The organism is Enterobacter sp. DN (assembly GCF_046054285.1).
Lineage (GTDB): Bacteria > Pseudomonadota > Gammaproteobacteria > Enterobacterales > Enterobacteriaceae > Enterobacter > Enterobacter hormaechei_C.
In genome coordinates this window covers 177,452-198,541 of record NZ_JBJJTG010000003.1, presented here as the reverse complement: position 1 = coordinate 198,541, position 21,090 = coordinate 177,452, and the positions used below count along the sequence as shown (strand labels likewise).

21 protein-coding genes are annotated in these 21,090 nt (G+C 60.0%); 10 read left to right on the top strand and 11 right to left on the bottom strand.

Going from position 1 to position 21,090, the window contains the following annotated elements; genetic code table 11:
* Nucleotides 1-5: 5 nt before the first annotated feature.
* The 4 genes from ACJTMZ_RS09395 to hycI are packed head-to-tail and all read left to right on the top strand — an operon-like array spanning nt 6 to nt 2,170.
* A complete protein-coding gene (locus ACJTMZ_RS09395) occupies nt 6-548 on the top strand; it encodes a formate hydrogenlyase complex iron-sulfur subunit (protein ID WP_003862138.1) in 543 nt (180 codons plus the stop codon).
* A complete protein-coding gene (locus ACJTMZ_RS09390; RefSeq protein ID WP_047054363.1) occupies nt 548-1,315 on the top strand; it encodes an NADH-quinone oxidoreductase subunit B family protein in 768 nt (255 codons plus the stop codon). Before ACJTMZ_RS09395 ends, ACJTMZ_RS09390 begins: the two co-directional genes overlap by 1 nt.
* Nucleotides 1,312-1,722: a formate hydrogenlyase maturation HycH family protein gene (locus tag ACJTMZ_RS09385; protein ID WP_017382798.1), complete on the top strand. Its 411-nt coding sequence runs from the start codon at nt 1,312-1,314 to the stop codon at nt 1,720-1,722. Before ACJTMZ_RS09390 ends, ACJTMZ_RS09385 begins: the two co-directional genes overlap by 4 nt.
* The gene (hycI, locus tag ACJTMZ_RS09380; protein ID WP_252010966.1) at nt 1,715-2,170 is read left to right on the top strand and encodes a hydrogenase maturation peptidase HycI; all 456 of its coding nucleotides are present in this window, start codon (nt 1,715-1,717) and stop codon (nt 2,168-2,170) included. The genes ACJTMZ_RS09385 and hycI overlap by 8 nt, the downstream gene beginning before the upstream one ends.
* An 88-nt stretch (nt 2,171-2,258) precedes the next feature.
* Here hycI and ACJTMZ_RS09375 read toward each other — a convergent pair whose 3' ends face one another.
* Complete coding sequence (locus tag ACJTMZ_RS09375) at nt 2,259-3,683, bottom strand: 6-phospho-beta-glucosidase (RefSeq protein WP_017382796.1); 1,425 nt, start codon at nt 3,681-3,683, stop codon at nt 2,259-2,261.
* 18 nt (nt 3,684-3,701) lie between these two features.
* On the bottom strand, nt 3,702-5,153 hold the full coding sequence (gene ascF / locus ACJTMZ_RS09370; RefSeq protein ID WP_047636620.1) for a PTS cellobiose/arbutin/salicin transporter subunit IIBC: 1,452 nt from the start codon (nt 5,151-5,153) through the stop codon (nt 3,702-3,704).
* Between the two features lie 189 nt (nt 5,154-5,342).
* On the opposite strand from ascF, the gene ACJTMZ_RS09365 reads away from it, so the two are divergent.
* From ACJTMZ_RS09365 to ACJTMZ_RS09350, 4 genes are all read left to right on the top strand, one after another.
* Nucleotides 5,343-6,380, top strand: coding sequence for a LacI family DNA-binding transcriptional regulator (locus tag ACJTMZ_RS09365; protein ID WP_322934345.1), 1,038 nt, complete (start codon nt 5,343-5,345; stop codon nt 6,378-6,380).
* Nucleotides 6,381-6,513: 133 nt separating this feature from the next.
* A complete protein-coding gene (hydN, locus tag ACJTMZ_RS09360; protein ID WP_017382793.1) occupies nt 6,514-7,059 on the top strand; it encodes an electron transport protein HydN in 546 nt (181 codons plus the stop codon).
* Between the two features lie 6 nt (nt 7,060-7,065).
* Nucleotides 7,066-9,282 (top strand): carbamoyltransferase HypF, encoded by a 2,217-nt coding sequence (gene hypF, locus ACJTMZ_RS09355; RefSeq protein ID WP_023304312.1) that lies wholly within the window; start codon nt 7,066-7,068, stop codon nt 9,280-9,282.
* Nucleotide 9,283: 1 nt separating this feature from the next.
* Nucleotides 9,284-10,306: a HoxN/HupN/NixA family nickel/cobalt transporter gene (locus ACJTMZ_RS09350; protein ID WP_047738417.1), complete on the top strand. Its 1,023-nt coding sequence runs from the start codon at nt 9,284-9,286 to the stop codon at nt 10,304-10,306.
* A 127-nt stretch (nt 10,307-10,433) separates the two neighbouring features.
* Here the strand turns inward: ACJTMZ_RS09350 and norW are convergent, their stop codons facing one another.
* A complete protein-coding gene (norW, locus tag ACJTMZ_RS09345) occupies nt 10,434-11,567 on the bottom strand; it encodes an NADH:flavorubredoxin reductase NorW (RefSeq protein WP_017382790.1) in 1,134 nt (377 codons plus the stop codon).
* A complete protein-coding gene (norV, locus tag ACJTMZ_RS09340) occupies nt 11,564-13,012 on the bottom strand; it encodes an anaerobic nitric oxide reductase flavorubredoxin (RefSeq protein ID WP_252010965.1) in 1,449 nt (482 codons plus the stop codon). Before norV ends, norW begins: the two co-directional genes overlap by 4 nt.
* 187 nt (nt 13,013-13,199) lie before the next feature.
* On the opposite strand from norV, the gene norR reads away from it, so the two are divergent.
* Complete coding sequence (gene norR, locus ACJTMZ_RS09335) at nt 13,200-14,714, top strand: nitric oxide reductase transcriptional regulator NorR (protein WP_017382788.1); 1,515 nt, start codon at nt 13,200-13,202, stop codon at nt 14,712-14,714.
* Here norR and gutQ read toward each other — a convergent pair.
* The 7 genes from gutQ to srlA form a co-directional block, all read right to left on the bottom strand.
* Nucleotides 14,711-15,676, bottom strand: a complete 966-nt coding sequence (gene gutQ, locus ACJTMZ_RS09330; RefSeq protein ID WP_015571677.1) for an arabinose-5-phosphate isomerase GutQ — start codon at nt 15,674-15,676, stop codon at nt 14,711-14,713. The two genes, norR and gutQ, sit on opposite strands and share 4 nt — an antisense overlap.
* Nucleotides 15,669-16,442, bottom strand: a complete 774-nt coding sequence (locus ACJTMZ_RS09325) for a DNA-binding transcriptional repressor (protein ID WP_015571676.1) — start codon at nt 16,440-16,442, stop codon at nt 15,669-15,671. The genes gutQ and ACJTMZ_RS09325 overlap by 8 nt, the downstream gene beginning before the upstream one ends.
* A 63-nt stretch (nt 16,443-16,505) precedes the next feature.
* Nucleotides 16,506-16,865: a transcriptional regulator GutM gene (gene gutM / locus ACJTMZ_RS09320; RefSeq protein ID WP_015571675.1), complete on the bottom strand. Its 360-nt coding sequence runs from the start codon at nt 16,863-16,865 to the stop codon at nt 16,506-16,508.
* An 84-nt stretch (nt 16,866-16,949) separates the two neighbouring features.
* On the bottom strand, nt 16,950-17,729 hold the full coding sequence (gene srlD, locus ACJTMZ_RS09315) for a sorbitol-6-phosphate dehydrogenase (protein ID WP_017382786.1): 780 nt from the start codon (nt 17,727-17,729) through the stop codon (nt 16,950-16,952).
* A 14-nt stretch (nt 17,730-17,743) separates the two neighbouring features.
* Nucleotides 17,744-18,106, bottom strand: a complete 363-nt coding sequence (gene srlB / locus ACJTMZ_RS09310) for a PTS glucitol/sorbitol transporter subunit IIA (protein ID WP_017692786.1) — start codon at nt 18,104-18,106, stop codon at nt 17,744-17,746.
* 12 nt (nt 18,107-18,118) lie between these two features.
* A complete protein-coding gene (locus ACJTMZ_RS09305; RefSeq protein WP_252010963.1) occupies nt 18,119-19,078 on the bottom strand; it encodes a glucitol/sorbitol-specific PTS transporter subunit IIBC in 960 nt (319 codons plus the stop codon).
* A complete protein-coding gene (gene srlA / locus ACJTMZ_RS09300; protein WP_045344506.1) occupies nt 19,075-19,638 on the bottom strand; it encodes a PTS glucitol/sorbitol transporter subunit IIC in 564 nt (187 codons plus the stop codon). The genes ACJTMZ_RS09305 and srlA overlap by 4 nt, the downstream gene beginning before the upstream one ends.
* Nucleotides 19,639-19,889: 251 nt before the next feature.
* Here srlA and mltB point away from each other — a divergent pair, with 251 nt between their 5' ends.
* A complete protein-coding gene (gene mltB, locus ACJTMZ_RS09295; protein WP_180255630.1) occupies nt 19,890-20,990 on the top strand; it encodes a lytic murein transglycosylase B in 1,101 nt (366 codons plus the stop codon).
* The last annotated feature ends 100 nt before the right edge of the window (nt 20,991-21,090 follow it).

Genomic DNA, 21,090 nt, shown 5'->3' with positions numbered 1-21,090 from the left:
TCGCCATGTTTACCTTTATCAAAAAAGTGATCAAAACCGGCGCGCAGACCAGCAGTTATCCGCTGGAGCCGATCCCGGTGGATAAAAACTTTCGCGGCAAGCCGGAGCACAACCCGCAGCAGTGCATCGGCTGCGCGGCCTGCGTCAACGCCTGCCCGTCGAATGCCTTAACGGTGGAAACGGACCTGAAAACCGGCGAGCTGGCCTGGCAGTTTAACCTCGGGCGCTGCATCTTCTGCGGCCGCTGCGAGGAGGTCTGCCCGACGGTGGCCATTCGCCTGTCTCAGGAGTACGAGCTGGCGGTGTGGAAAAAAGAGGACTTCCTCCAGCAGTCGCGCTTTGCGCTGTGCAACTGCCGCGTCTGCAAGCGTCCGTTCGCCGTGCAAAAAGAGATCGACTACGCCATCGCACTGCTGAAGCACAACGGCGACGTCCGCGCGGAGCATCACCGTGAAAGCTTCGAAACCTGCCCGGAGTGCAAGCGTCAGAAATGCCTGCTGCCGTCTGACCGCATCGATTTAACCCGCCATATGAGAGAGGCCAGCTGATGGAAAACTTACTCGGCCCGCGCGACGCTAACGGCATTCCGGTGCCGCTGACGGTGGAGGAGTCCATCGCCAGCATGAAGGCATCGCTGCTGAAAAAAATCAAACGCTCGGCCTACGTCTACCGCGTGGACTGCGGCGGCTGCAACGGCTGCGAGATCGAGATCTTCGCCACGCTGTCACCGCTGTTTGACGCCGAGCGCTTCGGCATCAAAGTGGTGCCGTCTCCGCGCCATGCGGACATTCTGCTGTTTACCGGGGCCGTCACCCGCGCCATGCGATCCCCCGCGCTGCGCGCCTGGCAGTCCGCGCCGGACCCGAAAATCTGCATCTCGTACGGTGCCTGCGGCAACAGCGGCGGCATCTTCCACGACCTGTACTGCGTCTGGGGCGGCACCGACAAAATCGTGCCGGTGGACGTCTACATTCCGGGCTGCCCGCCGACGCCCGCCGCCACGCTGTACGGTTTTGCCATGGCGCTCGGCCTGCTGGAGCAGAAAATCCACGCCCGCGAGCCGGGCGAGCTGGACAACCAGCCAGCCACTATCCTGCACCCGGATATGGTGCAGCCGCTGCGGGTGAAGATCGACCGCACGGCGCGCAGGCTGGCGGGCTACCGCTACGGACGCCAGATTGCCGACGATTATCTGCGCCTGCTGAGCCAGGGCGACCATCAGGTGGCGCGCTGGCTGGAGGCGGAAAACGATCCGCGACTCAATGAGATCGTGGCGAACCTGAACAGCATCGTGGATGAGGCGCGTATCCGATGAGTGAAACGGTGGTGTTCAGCCAGCTGAGCCGTAAGTTTATTGATGAGAACGATGCCACGCCGGCTGCGGCGCAGCAGGTGGTCTATTACAGCCTGGCGATTGGGCATCACCTAGGGGTGATCGACTGCCTGGAGGCGGCGCTGAGCTGCCCGTGGGCCGATTACCTGGCGTGGATCGCCACGCTGGAGGAGGGCAGCACGGCGCGGCGCAAGATGGAGGGCGTGCCGAAATACGGCGAGATCGTCATCGATGCCAACCACATTGCGATGCTCGCCAACGCCTTTGACGAGGCGCTGAGCAGGCAAACCCCCGAGCAGCAGGCGTGGAGCAAAACGCTGCTTAGCATGCTGCACGATATTCATCAGGAGAGCGCCATCTACCTGATGGTGAGGAGATTACGTGACTGACGTTTTACTGTGTGTCGGCAACAGCATGATGGGCGACGACGGCGCGGGTCCGCTGCTGGCGGAACTGTGCGCCGCAAACCCGCCGGGCAGCTGGGTGGTGATTGACGGCGGCAGCGCGCCGGAAAACGACGTGGTGGCCATTCGCGAGCTGCGCCCGGACAGGCTGTTAATCGTTGATGCCACCGATATGGGGCTCAACCCCGGTGAGATCCGCCGGATTGACCCGGACGACATCGCCGAAATGTTTATGATGACGACGCACAATATGCCGCTGAACTACCTGGTCGATCAGATTAAAGACGACGTGGGTGAGGTGCTGTTTCTGGGGATTCAGCCGGACATTGTCGGGTTCTATTACCCGATGACGCCGCCGGTGAAAGAGGCGGTGGACGTGGTCTATTCACGGCTTGCCGGGTGGGTTGGGGATGGGGGATTTTCTCAGCTCTGAGCAGTGCCGGGTGGCGGCTTCGCCTTACCCGGCCTACCAAACCCATCCCCCTCTCCCTGTGGGAGAGGGCTGGGGTGAGGGCAACAGGCTACTCCAGATCCCCCCCGTTACTCGCAATCACCTTCTTATACCACCAGAATGATTTCTTGCGCTTGCGGTCCAGCGTGCCGTTCCCGGCGTCGTCCCGGTCGACGTACACAAACCCGTAGCGCTTGCTCATTTCCCCCGTTGAGGCCGAGACAAGGTCAATGCAGCCCCAGGTGGTGTAGCCCAGCAGCGGTACGCCGTCCTCAATCGCATCAGCCATCGCGCGAATATGCTCGCGCAGGTAGCTGATTCGGTAGTCGTCGTTGATCTCGCCGTTTTCATCAATGACGTCCTTCGCTCCAAGGCCGTTTTCCACCAGGAACAGCGGCTTCTGGTAGCGGTCGTACATCATGTTCATGGTGATGCGCAGGCCGAGCGGGTCAATGCCCCAGCCCCATTCGCTCACCTGAATATGCGGGTTGCGCAGGGACTTCACGATGTTCGCCGCGCTGGTGTTGCCCGCGTTCATGTCCGCCGACGCGCAGCGCGAGGCGTAATAGCTGAACGAGACAAAGTCGACGGTGTTTTTTAAAAGTTCGTCGTCGCCGGGATCTTTCACAATCACCACGCCTTTTTCGCGGAACACGCGGGCAGAGTAGGCCGGATAGCTGCCGCGCGCCTGCACGTCGATAAAGAACAGGTTCTCGCGGTCTTTCTCCAGCGCCATCCACACGTCTTCCGGCTTGCAGGAGTACGGGTAGAAATTGCCGCCCGCCAGCATGCAGCCGACCTGGTTTTCCGGGTTCACCTCGTGGGCAATTTTGGTCGCCAGCGCGCTCGCCACCAGCTCGTGGTGCGCGGCCTGGTATTTCACCTGATCTTCGTTTTCACCTTCTTCAAATACCAGCCCCGCGCCGGAGAACGGGCTGTGCAGCATGATGTTGATTTCGTTGAAGGTCAGCCAGTATTTCACCAGCCCGTTAAACGCTTCAAAGCAGGTGCGGGCGTAGCGGGCGAAGAAATCCACCATTTTGCGGTTGCGCCAGGAGCCGTACTCCGTCACCAGGTGCATCGGCACGTCGAAGTGGCAGAGCGTGACCAGCGGCTCGATGTTGTACTTTTTGCACTCCTCGAACACCGCGCGGTAGAAGGCAATGCCTTCCTGATTCGGCAGCGGTTCGTCGCCGTTCGGGTAGAGGCGGCTCCAGGCAATCGAGGTGCGGAACACCGTAAAGCCCATCTCCGCCATCAGGGCGATGTCTTCTTTGTAGCGATGGTAAAAATCAATCGCCTCGTGGCTCGGGTAGAATTCGTCGTCCCGCAACGAAAACCGTTTTTCCTTGCCGACTTTTACCGCCAGACGGTTTGCGCCGTGGGGGATCATATCGACCGTCGTCAGTCCTTTGCCGCCTTCACGGTAAGCCCCTTCACTCTGGTTGGCGGCAAGCGCGCCGCCCCATAAAAATCCTTGTGGAAAAACAGACATTCTTACCTCGCTTTCAGTTTATGCTTCTGCTGCTTTGTTCTGTACCGGTGCGGTTTGCAGGGCGCGTGCTTTTTCGGCTTCGTCTTCTACCGGGATATCCTCAAACCCTAACAGCAGGGTCAGCACAAACGACAGCACCACCGCCAGACCCATCACGCCAAACACCCAGACGATGGTCATCGGGTTGGCCGGGTCGAAGAACTGCACGCTGGTGAACAGCCCCGGCGCCGCCATCGAGTGGCTGGCAAGACCGGCCATGCCCGCCACCGCGCCGCAGATAAAACCGCTGATCAGGCTCGCAATCAGCGGACGCTTCAGGCGTACCGCCACGCCGTACAGGGCCGGTTCAGAGATCCCCGCCATGATGGCGGAGGCCGCCGCGGCCAGCGCCGTCTGGCGCAGTTCCGGGTTTTTGGTTTTCCACGCCACCGCCAGCGACGAACCGCCGAGCGACAGGTTGGCGCCGATTTCCGACGGCATCACCATCCCTTCTTTGCCCGTTTCGGCAATGGTCTGGATGATGGTCGGCGTAAACACGCGGTGCATCCCGGTCATCACCAGCAGCGGCCACAGCGCGCCCATAATGGCAACGGAGAGCCAGCCCAGATAGCCGTGAATGGTGTAGACCAGCGCGGAGATGGCGCTGCCGATCCAGATCCCGAGCGGGCCAATCAGTACGATGGCGAGCGGGGCGGCAATCAGCACGATCAGCATCGGCTTGAGGAAGTTTTTGGTCACCGCCGGGGTAATGCGATCCACCCAGCGTTCGATGTATGACAGGCACCAGGTCATCACCAGGGCGGGGATCACCGTGTAGGTGTATTTCACCGCCGTCACCGGAATGAAGGCGAACTCAACGTGCTCGCCCTGCGCGGCTTTCGCCATCAGCTCGATAAAGCTCGGGTGAACCAGAACGCCCGCGATGGCGATTGCCAGCGACATGTTGGTTTTGAACTTCACCGCCGCGGACGCCGCCACCATCAGCGGCAGGAAGAAGAACGCGCCGTCGCCGATAACGGTCAGGATCGTCAGCGTCGGGTCGCCTTTGCCCAGCACGCCGGTCATCTCAAGGATCATCGCCAGCAGCTTGACCATCGACCCGCCGATGATCGCCGGGATCAGCGGAGACATGGTGCCGATCAGCGCGTCGAGGATCCCGGCGCCAATCCGGCGCAGCGTGAGCTTCTGTGGACCTTCCGCTACGGCAGGTTGCAGGTTGGCGGGCAGCAGGCTTACCACTTCACGGTATGCCTGGGACACGGTGTTGCCGATGATCACCTGACACTGGTTGTCGTTGCGCACCATGCCGAGCACGCCGCTGATGCTTTTCAGGCGTGCGGCGTCGGTGAGGCTTTCGTCTTTCAGGACGAAGCGCAGTCGCGTCATACAGTGGGTGACGGCGACGATGTTCTCTTTGCCGCCCAGCGCGCTAACGACGTCGGTCGCCAGCGCAGCGTAATTTTTTGCCATCGGATGTGATCCTGTTATCGTTGTGAGAAGTGTAGGAAACCGGTTTCACATAATCATCATGAGTTTCTTTTAATGAAACAAGACCACTTTTTATGCATTTTTTCGTTTCGTGATGACGATCACTCGTGGCCGTAAAAAGCGTGATAACGCCGCTGCGACAATTTTTCTGCGGTGCAGTACACTGCGCCCATCAGGTTCAGACGGAATAATAATATGACCACGATGCTGGAAGTGGCGAAGCGGGCAGGCGTATCAAAAGCGACGGTCTCCCGGGTACTGTCGGGGAACGGTTACGTCAGCCAGGAGACGAAAGACCGCGTGTTTCAGGCCATCGAAGAGAGCGGGTATCGCCCCAATCTGCTGGCGCGAAACCTGGCGACCAAACGCACCCAGACTCTGGGGCTGGTGGTGACGAACACCCTGTACCATGGGGTCTACTTTAGCGAGCTGCTGTTTAACGCCGCGCGGATGACGGAAGAGAAGGGGCGTCAGCTGATCCTGGCGGACGGCAAGCACAGCGCCGAAGAGGAGCGCGAGGCGATCCAGTACCTGCTCGACATGCGCTGCGACGCGGTAATCATCTATCCGCGTTTTCTGAGCGTGGAAGCGCTGGACGAGATCATTGAGAAATGCGAGCAGCCGATCATGGTGCTCAACCGCCGTTTGCGGAAAAACAGCAGTCACAGCGTCTGGTCCGATCATAAAGCGTCGTGTCAGGACGCAGTATCGCAGCTGATTGCGAAAGGCCACCGGGAGATTGCGTTTATCACCGGTTCGCTGGATTCCCCCACCGGGGTGGAGCGTCTTTCCGGCTACAAGGACGCGCTGGCGCAGCACGGGATTGCAGTTCGCGACGCGCTGATCGCCGAAGGGAAGTGGAACCCGGCCAGCGGCGCGGCGGCGGTCTCTCAGTTGCTCACCCGCGGCGAAACGTTTACCGCGCTGGTGGCGAGTAACGACGACATGGCGATTGGCGCCATCAGGCAGCTGCACGAGAGCGGCGTCGCCACGCCGGGCGCAGTGTCCGTCATCGGCTTTGACGATGTGGCAATCGCGCCCTATATCGTGCCGTCCCTCTCCAGCGTGCGTATTCCAGTAACGGAGATGATTCAGGAGACCATCAGCCGTATGATTTTCATGCTCGACGGCGGTGAGTTTAAGCCTCAGCAAACCTTCTCCGGCGAGCTTATCCTGCGCGACTCCGTCATTGACGGCCCGCATCGCTGACGTCGACATCTGTCATCGTCACTAATGACGATGACAGATCCTTCTCTTTTAAATTTCCCTATAAAATCAATTCATTAAATATTGGCACGGTTTATGAATAGCTTCGCGCATAACAGTTATGCCGGAGAAGCAGATGAACCGTTTTATTATGGCCGATGCCAGCAAATGCATTGGTTGCCGTACCTGTGAAGTGGCGTGCGTGGTGTCCCATCAGGCAGAGCAGGATTGCGCCTCTCTCACCCCTGATACCTTCCTGCCGCGCATCCACGTCATTAAAGGCGTGAATATTTCTACCGCCGCTATCTGTCGCCAGTGCGAAGACGCGCCGTGCGCCAACGTCTGTCCGAACGGGGCGATTAAGCGCGAGAAAGGCTTCGTGCATGTGATGCAGGAGCGCTGCATCGGGTGCAAAACCTGTGTGGTGGCGTGTCCGTATGGCGCGATGGAGGTGGTGGTTCGCCCGGTGGTGCGCAACAGCGGTATCGGGCTGAGCGTACGCGCGGAGAAAGCCGAAGCCAATAAATGTGACCTCTGCTACCACCGCGATGCCGGTCCGGCGTGTATGGAAGCCTGTCCGACGCATGCGCTGGTCTGCGTCGATCGCGACAAGCTCGAACAGATGAGTGCCGAAAAACGCCGCCGCGCGGCGTTCGACACCTCGTCATCGCTGCTGTTTTAAATTGCGATGCGCGTTAATGGCGTACAGCTTCGGGTGCGCGGCAAGGTGCAGGGGGTAGGATTTCGTCCCTTCGTCTGGCAGCTTGCGCACCAGCTGGGGCTGGCAGGCGACGTCTGCAACGACGGAGAGGGCGTGCTGGTGCGTCTCGCGGGCAGTGGGGGTGACTTTACCGCGAGACTGCGCCAGGACTGCCCACCGCTGGCGCGCATCGATCGCATTGAAACGCAGCCGTTCAGCTGGACGACGCTGCCGGATGAGTTTGTCATCCGCCACAGCGAGAGCGGGGCGATGGACACGCAAATCGTCCCGGATGCCGCCACCTGTCCCGCATGCCTGGTGGAGATGCGCGATCCCCGCGAACGTCGCTACCGCTACCCGTTTATCAACTGCACCCACTGCGGGCCGCGGTTTACCATTATCCGCGCCATGCCCTATGACCGCCCGGCCACGTCAATGGCGCCATTCCCGCTCTGTGTGCCCTGTGAAACGGAGTACCGCAACCCGGCTGACCGGCGTTTTCACGCCCAGCCGGTGGCCTGCCCGGATTGCGGACCGCAGCTGGAGTGGCGAGCCGGGGAGGCTGCTGCCACCCGCGAATCGGCGTTAAGCGCGGCGGTGGCGATGCTGGAAGGCGGCGGGATTGTGGCGGTCAAAGGGCTGGGCGGTTTTCACCTGGTCTGCGACGCGCTTAACCCGCAGGCGGTTCGGAAATTACGGGCACGCAAGCAGCGCCCGACCAGGCCGCTGGCGGTGATGATCCCGCATGCGGACGATCTGCCGGAGGCCATCCAGACGCTGTTACGTTCACCCGCTGCGCCGATTGTGCTGACGCCAAAAGCCTGCCTTCCTGCGTTTCCTGAGGAGATTGCGCCGGGGCTGGATACGGTCGGCGTGATGCTGCCTGCGAACCCGCTCCAGCATTTGCTGATGCTGGACTGCCAGCGCCCGCTGGTGATGACCTCCGGCAACCTCAGCGGCCATCCACCCGCCATAAGCAACCAGCAGGCGCTGGAAGAACTCAGTGACATCGCTGACGGCTTCCTGCTGCACAACCGCGACATCCTGCAACGGATGGATGATTCAGTGATGGACCAGGAGGGCACGATGCTGCGTCGCGCACGCGGTTTTGTGCCGGATGCCATCACATTGCCCGCCGGATTCCGCGACATCCCGCCCATGTTATGCACCGGCGCGGAGATGAAAAACACCTTCAGCCTGGTGCGTGGCAACCAGGCGGTGCTGAGCCAGCATTTTGGCGATCTGAGCGACGAGGGGGTAGAGGCGCAGTGGCGCAGTGCGCTCTCGACGATGCAGGACATCTACGCCTTTCAGCCTGAGCGCGTGGTGTGCGATGCCCATCCGGGTTATCACGCCCGACTGTGGGCCCGGGCGCAGGCGCTGCCCGTTGAGACCGTGCTGCATCATCATGCGCATGCGGCAGCGTGTCTGGCGGAGAATGGCTGGCCGCTCAACGGCGGGGATGTTATTGCCCTGACGCTGGACGGGATCGGCATGGGCGAGAACGGCGCGCTGTGGGGCGGCGAGTGCCTGCGGGTGAACTATCGCGACTGCGAACGGCTGGGCGGTCTGCCAGCCGTTGCGCTGCCGGGGGGCGATCTGGCGGCAAAACAGCCGTGGCGCAATTTGCTCGCCCACTGTCTGGCGTTCGTACCTGACTGGCAGCAGTACCCGGAAACAGAGGTGGTACAGCGTCAAAACTGGCCGCTGCTGGCAACGGCTGTGTCGCGCGGTATCAATGCGCCGCGGGCCTCCTCCTGTGGTCGTCTGTTCGACGCCGTGGCCTGTGCGCTGGGCATTGAAACGCAACGCTATGAGGGCGAAGCCGCGTGCCGGCTGGAGGCGCTGGCCGAACGCTGCGCAGGGGTTGATCATCCGGTGACGCTCCAGACGGATAACCTTGCGCTGTTCTGGCAACAGTGGCTTACCTGGCGGGCGGAACCCGGCGAGCGTGCCTGGGCTTTTCACGATGCGCTGGCAAAAGGGCTGAGCGAACTGGCGGCAACGCATGCCCGCCGACGGTCGCTCACGACGGTGTGTTTCAGCGGCGGCGTCCTTCACAACCGCCTGCTGCGCGCGCGCCTTCGTCATTACCTTTCTGATTTCACGCTTCTTTTTCCTTCGCGCCTGCCCGCAGGCGACGGAGCGATCTCCTTCGGGCAGGCGGTGGTTGCTGCCGCCCGATCATGTTCACAAGGGATTTAAAATGTTACGACTTTTACGCAATGAACCTCGTGCAGCGTGCCTGCTGCTGGCTCTCGGGATGGCTAACCTGCTGGCCTGGGGGCTGGCGTGGCACACCTTTAGCGGCAGTACGGCGCTGATGGCGGCCAGCCTGCTGGCCTGGTGTTACGGACTGCGTCATGCGGTGGATGCCGACCATATCGCCGCGATTGATACCGTGACGCGTAAGATGATGCAGCAGGGCAAGCGCCCGTCCGGCGTGGGCGCATGGTTTTCCCTCGGTCACTCTACCATCGTGGTGCTGGCCTCCATTGCTATCGCCGCTACCGCCACGGCGTTTCAGAAAAACATGGCATGGTTCCACGAAACCGGCAGCCTGATTGGCACCGCCGTCTCCGCCACCTTCCTGCTGGCGATGGCGCTGGTGAATATGGTGATCCTGCGCGGCGTCTGGCGCAGCTTTCAGGCGCTGAAACACGGCAGGCCCGTGCAGGGCGACATCACGCTGCCTGCACAGGGTGGCGTCATGAACTGGCTGTTCGGCAAAACCTTCCGCCTCGTCAATAAAAGCTGGCAGATGTACCTGGTCGGTTTCCTGTTCGGCCTGGGGTTCGACACCGCCACCGAAATCGGCGTGCTGGGGATCTCCGCCGCCAGCGCCTCCAGCGGGATGTCGGTGTGGTCGATCATGATCTTCCCGGCGCTCTTCGCCAGCGGCATGGCGCTGGTCGATACGCTCGATAACCTGCTGATGGTGGGTGCCTACGGCTGGGCGTTTAACAAGCCGCAGCGCAAGCTCTACTACAACATGACCATCACCGGGACTTCGGTGGTGGTGGCGCTGTTTATTGGCGGCCTGGAAGCGCTGGGTCTGCTGATGGACAAGTTCTCCCTCAGCGGCGGCGTGTGGGATCTGATTGGCGCGGTGAACGATAACCTGGGCGACGCCGGATTTGTGGTGGTCGGGCTGTTTGTCGCCTGCTGGCTGATCTCGATGGCGAACTATCGCTGGCGCGGTTATGACGCGCTGGTGGTGCGCCCCTGACGCTGAAAGTGTAGCGATAAAAAAAAGCCCCGGGACATCGGGGCGGTGGACAATAAAATCCAAAGGTTAAGTAAGCGTGGCAGTACTGTAGGCCGGGTAAGCGGAGCGCCACCCGGCATGACGAGGGTTAAGCTGGTAGCGATTTCAGCAGCGCGAAGGCCTCCTTCATTCTGTCTTCGCTGACGACAAAGGCGCGCATCTGACCGTCGGTATCGGTGCCGCGCGCCACCATGCCCTGAGGCGAAAGGACAATCTCCCAGTCCAGATCCTGACGCTGCGTTTCACCTGCGAGATGCAGCGGTAGTTCCGGCGTTTTTACCTTCACCAGCATGGCGGGTAATTTCACCGGGGCGTTGCCGCCGAGCAGGTTTTTCGCCAGGAACATGGCGCTTAACTGAATCGGTTGCAGGAACGGCAGCACATGGCCGTTAATTTCCGCGCAGTCGCCCAGGGCATAAATGTCCGGCTGGGTGGTTTGCAGGTAGCTGTCCACCTTCACGCCGCGATTGATCTCTGCGCCCGCGCGGTGCGCCAGCGCGGTTTCCGGGCGCAACCCCGTCGCCGCAATAACCACATCCACTTCAACGCTGCGGTTGCGGTCGAGCGTCGCACAAATGCCGGTTTCGGTTTTACTCAGGCTCTGTAACTGCGATTTCAGCAGCAGATGCACGCCCATGTCGGTCAGACGATGCTGTAAGCGACTGCTTACTTCTGCTGGCATCAGCGCTGACAGAATGCTGGCCGCGTGGTCAACCAGGGTGACGGATTTTCCCGCCCGGCAGAAGTCCATCGCCAGCTCGGTGCCAATCAGTCCGCCGCCGACAATCATCACCCGCGTGGCGTCGCGTAACAGGGTCTCGCTGGCCTGATACTCCTGCTGGCTGTTGAGCGTGACCATCAGCTCGCGGCCCTCAACCGGCGGCACAAACGCCGATGCCCCCGTCGCCAGCACCAGTTTGTCGTACTGCCAGGTTTTATCTTTCGCGTTCACCACGTGGGCGTCGGCGTCGATATCGGTGACCCAGGTGTACGGAAACAGACGCAGGTTAAACTGTTCTGCGAACTCCCCCGCCGTCTGGCGGGTGAGATCGTCGGCGCGCTGATTCTGGCTAATGACGTGGCTTAAATCAGGCTTGTTGTACTCATCCATGCTGTCGGCGGCGATCACCGTCAGTGGCACGTTAGCATCCTGTTTGCGGATATTTTTCACCAACTGGCGGGCGGCAAAGCCCGAGCCGATAATGACGATGCCGTGGCTCATTTTGCCTCCGCTGCCAGTTCATCAAAGACGTCTTTCCCGAGGGAACATTCCGGGCAGAGGAAGTTGTCCGGCACCTCGCTCCACGGCGTACCCGGCGCGACATCCTGCAACGGCTCGCCCAGCTCAGGATCGTAAATCCACTGGCAGACGCTGCACTGCATGCAAGGGCCGAGGTCGGCAGCGGCAGGAGCGGCTTCTGCTACAGCTTTCGGCGTAACCGCCGCGGCGGGTGCGGTTTCCGGCAGCGGCGCAAGCGCCCACTGGCGGGCAATGTCGCGACCGTGCTGACGACAGATTTCCAGCGCGTCGAGATCCGGACGCCATTTCGCCTTCAGGCTCAGGGACATCTCAAAACCGGCATCCTGTAAACGGGTGGAGAGACGGTCTACCGCGCCGCCGCTCCAGCCGTGTGAACCAAAGGCGCTGGCGCGTTTGTTACGAAAGCGCAGGCCGGTCATCTCTTCCACCAGTCCGGCAATTTTCGGCATCATCACGTTATTCATGGTGGAGGTACCCACCAGCACGCCTTTGGAGCGGAAGACGTTGGTCAATACCTCATTCTTATCGCTGCGCGCCACGTTGAAGATTTTCACCGCCACGTTCGGGTCAACTTCGTTGATGCCCTGGGCAATGGCGTCCGCCATCATGCGGGTGTTGTTGGACATGGTGTCGTAGAAGATGGTGATGCGATCTTCCTGATAGTCCGCCGCCCACTTCAGGTACAGTTCGACAATCTGGGTTGGATTTTCACGCCATACCACGCCGTGGGAGGTGGCAATCATATCCACCGGCAGGTTGAAGCCGAGGATCTCGGTGATTTTTGGCGTGACCAGACGGCTGAACGGGGTCAGGATGTTGGCGTAGTAGCGCTGGCACTGTTCGAACAGCTCGGTCTGATCCACTTCGTCGTTGAACAGACGTTCGTCGCAGTAGTGCTGGCCGAAGGCGTCGTTACTGAACAGCACCGCGTCACCGGTCATGTAGGTCATCATGCTGTCCGGCCAGTGCAGCATTGGGGTTTCCACGAAGATCAGCTGTTTGCCATTGCCGATATCCAGCGTGTCGCCGATTTTCACGGTGTGGAAGTTCCACTCCGGATGGTGGTGGTGGCCGTTGATGGAGTCAATGGCGTTGGTGGTGCAGTAGATCGGGGTATCCGGAATGTGGGACATCAGCTCGGTCAGCGCCCCGGCGTGATCCTCTTCCGCGTGGTTGATGATGATGTAGTCGATGTCATTCAGATCGATTTCGCTGCGCAGGTTCTGCACGAACTCGCGGCTGAATTTGTGATCGACGGTATCGATCAGGACGTTTTTACCTTCACGAATGAGATAGCTGTTGTAGCTGCTGCCACGCAGCGTTTTGTATTCCGTCCCGTGAAAATCACGTACTTCCCAGTCACGTTGACCCACCCAATGAATGTTATTTTTAACCAGAATAGACATAGCAACCTCAACTTAATACGGCGTTTTCAAATAAGATGACTGTCATATATCAAGTTGCGTGCCAACTTTTTAAATTGTTGAAAATAATGTGTTTTCGTTTCGATGCCCCCTAATGGGTAGTCATTTTGACTATCTTAAAAATTGTCAATATGACATTATGTATTGTCAAAATGACAGTGAGGCAGAGATGAGCTTTTCCGTAGATGTGCTGGCGAAGATCGCCATAGAACTGCAAACCGGTATTGGTCATCAGGACCGCTTTCAGCGGCTGATCTCCACGTTGCGCCACGTGCTGGATTGCGATGCGTCGGCGCTGCTGCGTTACGAAGGGCGGCAGTTTATTCCGCTGGCTATCGACGGTCTGGCGAAGGACGTACTCGGGCGGCGCTTTACCCTGGAGGGCCACCCGCGTCTGGAAACCATCGCCCGCGCGGGTGACGTGGTGCGTTTCCCGGCAGACAGCGATCTGCCCGATCCTTACGACGGCCTGATCCCCGGACAGGAGAGCCTGAAGGTGCACGCCTGTATCGGCCTGCCTCTGTTTGCCGGGCAGAACCTGATTGGCGCGTTAACCCTCGACGGCATGTCGCCTGATCAGTTCGATACCTTCAGCGACGAAGAGCTACGGCTGATTGCCGCGCTGGCGGCCGGGGCGCTGAACAACGCCCTGCTGATAGAACAGCTGGAGAGCCAGAATATTCTTCCGGGTAGCCCGACGGCGTTTGAGCAGGTGGCGCACACCGAAATGATCGGCCTTTCGCCGGGCATGGCGCAGCTCAAAAAAGAGATTGAGATTGTCGCCGCGTCTGATTTGAACGTGCTGATCTTCGGGGAGACCGGCACCGGTAAAGAGCTGGTGGCAAAAGCGATCCACGAAGCCTCGCCCCGTGCGGTGAATCCGCTGGTCTATCTCAACTGCGCGGCGTTGCCGGAAAGCGTGGCGGAAAGCGAGCTGTTCGGACACGTCAAAGGGGCCTTTACCGGGGCGATCAGCAACCGCAGCGGCAAGTTCGAAATGGCTGATAACGGCACGCTGTTCCTCGATGAAATTGGCGAACTCTCCCTTTCGCTCCAGGCCAAACTGCTGCGGGTGTTGCAGTATGGCGATATTCAACGCGTGGGAGACGATCGCAGCTTACGCGTGGATGTGCGCGTGCTGGCGGCGACGAACCGCGATCTGCGCGAAGAGGTGCTGGCGGGGAATTTCCGCGCCGATCTGTTCCACCGTCTGAGCGTGTTCCCGCTCACGGTGCCGCCGCTGCGCGAGCGGGGCGAGGATGTGGTTCTGCTGGCGGGCTTTTTCTGCGAACAGTGTCGGCTCAAAATGGGGCTTTCCCGCGTGGTGCTAAGTCCTGGCGCGAGGACGCACCTTCTGAGCTACGGCTGGCCGGGTAACGTGCGTGAGCTGGAACATGCGATCCACCGCGCGGTGGTGCTGGCGCGGGCAACGCGTTCGGGGGATGAAGTGGTTATTCATGCGCGCCATTTCGCGCTGCATGAGGAAACGATGCCGCCCGTGAAGCCGGTGATACCTGAGAGCGTGAACGAAAACCTGCGCGAGGCGACGGATGCGTTCCAGCGTCAGATGATCGCCCGCGCGCTGGAGCAGAATAACCGCAGCTGGGCGGCGTGCGCGCGGGCGCTGGAGATGGACGTCGCCAACCTTCACAGGCTGGCGAAACGTCTGGGGCTGAAGGGTTAAATAATCCCCGCCTGGTAGAAGTCTTGCAGGTTGATCGCGCCGCACAGCCTGCCGTGCTCGTCCACCACCGGCGCGGCGGTGATTTTGCGCTTCATCAGCACCTCTTTGGCTTCAATCGCGCGGCTGTCGGCATTCAGCGTCAGCCCGCCCTGGGTCATTGCTTCGGATACCCGCGCCTCCAGCTTGCCGCCGCCCACCAGCCAGCGGCGCAGGTCGCCGTCGGTGAAGACGCCCTTCACCTGGCGGTCATTGTCGCATACCGCAACCAGCCCCAGCCCGGTGCGGCTCAGCTCCAGCATGGCGTCCATCACGCTGGTGTCGAGTTTGACCTGAGGAATGGCATCGTCCGTGCGCATCAGGTGGTGAACTTTGTTGAGCAGACGAGCCCCAAGCGCGCCCGCAGGATGGGAGCGGGCGAAATCTTCCTCATTAAAACCGCGCGCCTGCATCACCGCCATCGCCAGGGCGTCGCCCATCATCAGCGTGTTGACGGTGCTGGAGGTCGGTGCCAGGTGCATCGGACAGGCTTCGCGCTCAACGGAAATATCCAGCGTTGCTTTCGCGGCCAGCGCCAGCGGCGAACGGGATTTGCCGGTCATCGCTAACAGGGCCACCGATTTTTCTTGCAGGCGAGGGATGATGAGATCCAGCTCTTTGGCTGAACCGGAGTAGGAGATAAACAGCATCACGTCGCGGCTTTCGATCATCCCCAGATCGCCGTGCAGCGCTTCGGCAGGATGCACGAAGAACGCCGGGGTGCCGGTGCTGGCAAGCGTCGCGGCAATCTTCTTGCCGATATGACCGGATTTACCGATACCCGCCACGATCACTTTGCCCTCGCAGTGGATAATGGTGTTGGCTGCACGAACAAAATCCTCACCCAGACGCTCCGGCAGGCGGCTGGCTTCCTGTAGCTCCAGCAGCAGGGTCTGACGGCCTGCGTTTAACAGAAAATCACTCATTTTTCTCTCCGGTTACGATCACGTCGATGCCCTTCGCTTCCAGCGCTTTTTTAAATGCCGGATCGATACCTGCGTCGGTAATCAGCTTATCGACGCTTTCAAGGCTACAGACAATGTTGGGGCTTTTACGGCCAAATTTCGACGAGTCCGCCATCAAAATCACTTCCCGCGCGGCGTTGCACATCGCTTTGCTGACGCTGAACACCTCGTTGAAGGTGGTCACGCCCGCGTTGAGGTCGATGCCGTCCGTGCCCATAAACAGCTTATCGAAGCTGAAGTGGTCGAAGGCATTCTCCGCCAGCTGCCCGTGAAACGACGCGGATTTTTTACGGAAGGTGCCACCGGGCATCAGGATGGTCTGCTCGCTGTCGAACTCTGACAGGGCATTGACGATGTGCAGGCTGTTGGTCATCACGGTGATGTTATTAAAGCGGCTGAGCAGCGGGATCATCTGTAGGACGGTACTGCCTGCGTCGAGGATAATGGAATCGCCGTCCTGGATAAATTTGACGGCGGCTTCGGCAATCAGCGCTTTCTGGTGAGTATTGATCAGCGTTTTGTGGTCGATAGGCGGGTCGGCTTCGTCTTTATTGAGCACCACGCCGCCGTAGGTACGAATGACGGCGCCGGAGTTTTCGAGCAACACCAGGTCCTTGCGTATTGTCGTGCCGGTGGTGTCAAAGTAGTGGGCCAGATCCTCTACCGAGCACTTTCCCTGCTTTTGCAGATGCTCAAGTATGGCCGCCTGCCGCTGACGTGGTTTCATAGGCGCTTCGTTCCTTACGTTGCGAAATGATAATTCCGCAAGTTTATAACTTTCACAACGAAATTATCCATGTTTCAGATTAAGCGCTAATGATAGTGCATTCTGACAGAGTGAATCATGGGGGAAGATCACATCAGGTTGTAATTCATGCAGCGAAATGCCGTCGATCGCCTGGATTTTGGTCGGACGGGCAAACACCGTTACGCCGCGCATGATGAGGGAATCGCAAACCATATTGTTTTCATCCAGCGCAACAGCGACGACAACCCGCGGTTTGAAGCGTCCCCCGGAACGCCCGACGCCCACGCGTCCCTTCTGACACAGGGCATCAAAGGCGCGGTTAAACTGACGGATTTGCCAGCCGCCAAACGCCATCTGGCAAAGCCAGGCGAGGGCGGCGACGGTGATGAGTGCAGTGACCATATCGGCTCCTTAACTGCCGGGTGCGTCTTACCCGGCCTACGGGGATTGTAACCCCGGTAAGCGCAGCGCCACCGGGGAATGAACTCAGAACATCACCTGCCCACCGGTAACGTTAATCGACTGCCCGGTGCAGTACGAGGCTTTCGGGCTGGCGTAAAACAGCAGCATGTTCAGCACGTCCTGATAATCGCACCCGCGCTTCAGCGGCACTTTGTCGATGTAGTACTGTTCGACATCCTCCGCTTTGATGCCAAGTTTGGCGGCATACTGCGGCAGCAGGGACTGGAACATCGGGGATTTCAGCAGGTTACCCAGCATCAGCGCGTGCACGGTTATGCCGTATTCGGCCAGATCCAGCGCCAGAGACTGCGTCAGCCCGACGCCGCCAAACTTCGCCGCGCTGTAGCCGGAGTTGTGCTTGCTGCCCACTTTCCCCGATTTTGAGTTGATCTGAATGATGCGACCCTGAATACCGTCGCGGATCATCAGACGGGAAAATTCGCGGGCGCAGAGGAAATAGCCCACCAGATTCACCTGCAACGAGCGATCAAAATCCCCCAGTTCGAAATCGCTGATAAAGGCCGCTTTCGCAATCCCCGCGCTGTAGACCAGCAGATCGGTGCGACCAAAAATCTCATCCACGCCGCGGGCCAGCGCCATCACGCTCTGCTCGCTGGTGGCGTCGGCGCCAAATCCATACGCCATCCCTTCGCCAAATTCGGTGTTGATGGCGTCCGCTACGCGGGCGGCTTTCTCACTCTGAATATCCACGACCGCCACGCGGTAGCCCTCTGCGGCAAGCCCATGGCAGAGGAACTCGCCTAAGGTTTGTCCCCCACCAATGACAACGGCAACCTGACTCATGTGTCTCTCCTTTATTACGAAATAAATTTTAACGTGCAGCCTGGGGTGACAGCCTGCGGAACCGGCCCCTCAACGTGAACCGTGCCGGGATACTCCGCCCGCGGCTGGCCGTCGAAACGCAAGGTGATGTGCCCCAGCTCGCGCAGGTTTTGCTCGGCGACGTCACCGACGGCGGTTACGGCATAGCGCGCCTTGCCCAGCTCCAGCTGGCCACCGGCCTTCAGCTCGCCGTTTAACTCGCCGTGGCAGTGGATAAAGCAAAACTCTTCGATATCTGCCGGGGCGCCTTCGCGGAAGGTGATCAGCATCTGGTCGCTCAGCGCATCGGCCGCGCTCTGGCCGATGCGGGTAATGGTGGTCTGGTAAATCACGGTCATGGCAGGAACCTCTTATTGATAAATAAAGCCGGAGACAAACCAGGCAATTAGCACCGTTGGCGCGCCCGTCAGGAAGCGGCTCACCAGCACGGAGGGGACGCCCACGCGCACGGTCTCCTGGCGCGCTTCCGCCAGCGACAGCCCGACGGGGATGAAGTCGCACGCCGCCTGAGCGTTAATGGCAAACAGGGCGGGCAGGGCGAGGTGCGGTGGAATATTCCCCAGACCAATCTGCACGCCAATCAGCACGCCGATGACCTGGGCAATCACCGCGCCCGGGCCAAGAAACGGCGACAGCAGCGGGAAGGAGCAGATCAGCGCCAGCGTCACCAGGCCGAGCGGGTGGCTGGCGAGCGGGGCGAGGCCGTGGGCAATCCAGTCGCCGAGGCCGGAGGCCATGATGATGCCGATCAGCGCTGAGACGAACGCCATAAACGGCAGAATGGTTTTCAGCACCGTGTCGATGGTGTCGCGCCCGGACTGGAACAGCACCGCCACGGCGGACCCCATCCCCATCCCGACCTTCGCCAGCAGGCCGTCGCTCTGCTCGGTGATTTTTTTGCTGGTGTCGTACTCGCGCGGGGCTGCTTTTTGCGGCGCGGGTGTGCCATTCACCAGCGTGATGTTGTCCTCCTTCACGCCCGAGACATAAATGTCCTCAAGGATGTACTGCGCCAGCGGGCCTGATTTGCCCGTGGAGTGAATATTCACCGTCGGAATGCGGCGCTTCGGGTAGATGCCGCAGCGCAGCGTGCCGCCGCAGTCGATTACCGCCACGCCGATTTCCGCTTCCGGCGGCTCGCCTTCCTTGAAGCCGTCGACCGCTTCCCAGCCGGTCAGCTCGCGCAGCCTGTCGACGATCGCCGGGCGCGTGCCCGCGGTGATGTAGACGATCTTTTTGCCTTCGGTGGCGTCGAACTCCAGCGGGCCGCCCCAGCCGCCCGTGCCTTTCTCTATGCGGATCCGGTTCATGCTGTGGCTCCTGAAAGATGGACTTTCTCATCAAGCTGGATGCCCATTTTTTTCTCAAAAATGGCGGTGGTGAGGTCCGTCACCCAGCCGCGGAAGAAGTTGGTGACCAGGCCGACCAGCAGATAGCTCACCGCCAGCGGGCCGAGCGGCAGTCCCAGCGTAGTGAGACCGCTGGCAATCCCGAGGTAAACAAACAGCTCGCCGGGGTTAATGTGCGGGAACAGGCCGTTCATTGAATGGCAGCTGTAGGAGGCGGCGGCGTAATAACTCGGCTTGTACTTCTCTGGCATAAAGCGGCCGAGGCTTAAGGTCATCGGGTTGCAGAACACAAAGGTGCCGATGAAGGGCAGGATCAGGTAGCGGGACAGCGGATTGCCGGCACAGCGCTGGGCGAAGCGTTCAATACGCTGCTGGCCGATAAAGTTAATCAGGGCGTTCATGATCACCAGCAGGCTGATCAGCAGGGGCAGGATCCCGGTCACCATGCCGGTGAATACCTCGCCGCCTTTCTGAAACAGCCCGATGAACCACTCGGCGCCGTGGGTGATGGTTTCTATCATTCTTCTCTCCTGTAGGGCGTTTGTTTTTGTCTATCTGCGGCTAATAATAATCACTTTGAAAGGTTTTAAAGTGTTAATCAGATCTCACAATGAAAGAAAAATGTATTATTTTGAAAGTTTATTGGTGAGGTGAATAATTTTTGGTGGAAAAAAGCGCGGATTTGCGCTGAGGGGGGGCGTACCGCTTCCTTGAGGAGTTGGGGATGCTTTACCATACTGGGTTCTTACCGAACTCGTTAAATGGATGCCACATGTTCAAGCGTCGTTATGCAGCGCTGTTGCCTGCGCTTATTCTCCTGTCCGCCTGTAGTAGCAAACCCAAGACCGAAGCCGCTCAGCCAACGGCGGGCGCGCCTTCCGGAGGATTCCTGCTGGAGCCGCAGCACAATATGATGCAGATGGGCGGCGACTTCGCGAATAACCCTGCGGCCGAACAGTTCATCGATAAAATGGTGAGCAAGCACGGTTTTGACCGCCAGCAGCTGCATGCCATTTTGTCTCAGGCGAAGCGTCTGGACTACGTGCTGCGCCTGATGGACAGGCAGGCGCCGACAGCCCAGGTGCCGACCGGGCCAAACGGCGCGTGGCTGCGCTATCGCAAACAGTTTATTACCCCGGACAACGTGCAGAATGGTGTGGTGTTCTGGAATCAGTATGAAGACGCCCTGAACCGTGCGTGGCAGGTCTATGGCGTGCCGCCGGAGATCATCGTCGGTATTATTGGGGTCGAGACCCGCTGGGGACGCATTATGGGTAAAACCCGCATCCTCGATGCGCTGGCGACGCTCTCCTTCAACTACCCGCGCCGCGCCGACTATTTCTCTTCCGAGCTGGAAACCTTCCTGCTGATGGCGCGAGACGAACAGGACGATCCGCTCGATCTGAAAGGGTCGTTCGCCGGGGCAATGGGCTACGGCCAGTTTATGCCGTCCTCCTATAAGCAGTACGCGGTAGATTTTAACGGGGATGGTCACATCAACCTGTGGGATCCCGAAGACGCCATTGGCAGCGTGGCCAACTACTTCAAAGCGCATGGCTGGACGCCGGGCGGCCAGGTGGCGGTGCAGGCGAACGGCGAGGCGTTTGGTCTGGAAAACGGATTTAAAACCAAATACAGCGTAGCGCAGCTGGCAGCGGCAGGCTTAACGCCGTCTCAGCCGCTGGGCAATGTTGACCAGGTGAGCCTGCTGCGCCTGGATGTCGGAACCGGTTATCAGTACTGGTTCGGGCTGCCGAACTTCTACACCATTACCCGCTACAACCACAGCACGCACTATGCGATGGCGGTGTGGCAGCTGGGGCTGGCGGTGTCTCAGGCGCGTGTGCCGGCAGCGTCACCGTTTAGCCAGTAAGTTACCCTGACGGGTAGGCCGGTTAAGGCAACGCCGCCACCCGGCATGGCTGCATGCACGGTGCGGCCTGATGCCCTCACCCTGACCCTCTCCCACGGGA

What these genes read in the sequence shown, in the direction of transcription:
- ACJTMZ_RS09395 (WP_003862138.1), top strand. Translation starts at nt 6, where the DNA reads ATGTTTACCTTTATCAAAAAAGTGATCAAAACCGGCGCGCAGACCAGC.
- ACJTMZ_RS09390 (WP_047054363.1), top strand. Translation starts at nt 548, where the DNA reads ATGGAAAACTTACTCGGCCCGCGCGACGCTAACGGCATTCCGGTGCCG.
- ACJTMZ_RS09385 (WP_017382798.1), top strand. Translation starts at nt 1,312, where the DNA reads ATGAGTGAAACGGTGGTGTTCAGCCAGCTGAGCCGTAAGTTTATTGAT.
- ACJTMZ_RS09375 (WP_017382796.1), bottom strand. Translation starts at nt 3,683, where the DNA reads ATGTCTGTTTTTCCACAAGGATTTTTATGGGGCGGCGCGCTTGCCGCC.
- ascF (WP_047636620.1), bottom strand. Translation starts at nt 5,153, where the DNA reads ATGGCAAAAAATTACGCTGCGCTGGCGACCGACGTCGTTAGCGCGCTG.
- hydN (WP_017382793.1), top strand. Translation starts at nt 6,514, where the DNA reads ATGAACCGTTTTATTATGGCCGATGCCAGCAAATGCATTGGTTGCCGT.
- hypF (WP_023304312.1), top strand. Translation starts at nt 7,066, where the DNA reads ATGCGCGTTAATGGCGTACAGCTTCGGGTGCGCGGCAAGGTGCAGGGG.
- ACJTMZ_RS09350 (WP_047738417.1), top strand. Translation starts at nt 9,284, where the DNA reads ATGTTACGACTTTTACGCAATGAACCTCGTGCAGCGTGCCTGCTGCTG.
- norW (WP_017382790.1), bottom strand. Translation starts at nt 11,567, where the DNA reads ATGAGCCACGGCATCGTCATTATCGGCTCGGGCTTTGCCGCCCGCCAG.
- norV (WP_252010965.1), bottom strand. Translation starts at nt 13,012, where the DNA reads ATGTCTATTCTGGTTAAAAATAACATTCATTGGGTGGGTCAACGTGAC.
- norR (WP_017382788.1), top strand. Translation starts at nt 13,200, where the DNA reads ATGAGCTTTTCCGTAGATGTGCTGGCGAAGATCGCCATAGAACTGCAA.
- gutQ (WP_015571677.1), bottom strand. Translation starts at nt 15,676, where the DNA reads ATGAGTGATTTTCTGTTAAACGCAGGCCGTCAGACCCTGCTGCTGGAG.
- ACJTMZ_RS09325 (WP_015571676.1), bottom strand. Translation starts at nt 16,442, where the DNA reads ATGAAACCACGTCAGCGGCAGGCGGCCATACTTGAGCATCTGCAAAAG.
- gutM (WP_015571675.1), bottom strand. Translation starts at nt 16,865, where the DNA reads ATGGTCACTGCACTCATCACCGTCGCCGCCCTCGCCTGGCTTTGCCAG.
- srlD (WP_017382786.1), bottom strand. Translation starts at nt 17,729, where the DNA reads ATGAGTCAGGTTGCCGTTGTCATTGGTGGGGGACAAACCTTAGGCGAG.
- srlB (WP_017692786.1), bottom strand. Translation starts at nt 18,106, where the DNA reads ATGACCGTGATTTACCAGACCACCATTACCCGCATCGGCCAGAGCGCG.
- ACJTMZ_RS09305 (WP_252010963.1), bottom strand. Translation starts at nt 19,078, where the DNA reads ATGAACCGGATCCGCATAGAGAAAGGCACGGGCGGCTGGGGCGGCCCG.
- srlA (WP_045344506.1), bottom strand. Translation starts at nt 19,638, where the DNA reads ATGATAGAAACCATCACCCACGGCGCCGAGTGGTTCATCGGGCTGTTT.
- mltB (WP_180255630.1), top strand. Translation starts at nt 19,890, where the DNA reads ATGTTCAAGCGTCGTTATGCAGCGCTGTTGCCTGCGCTTATTCTCCTG.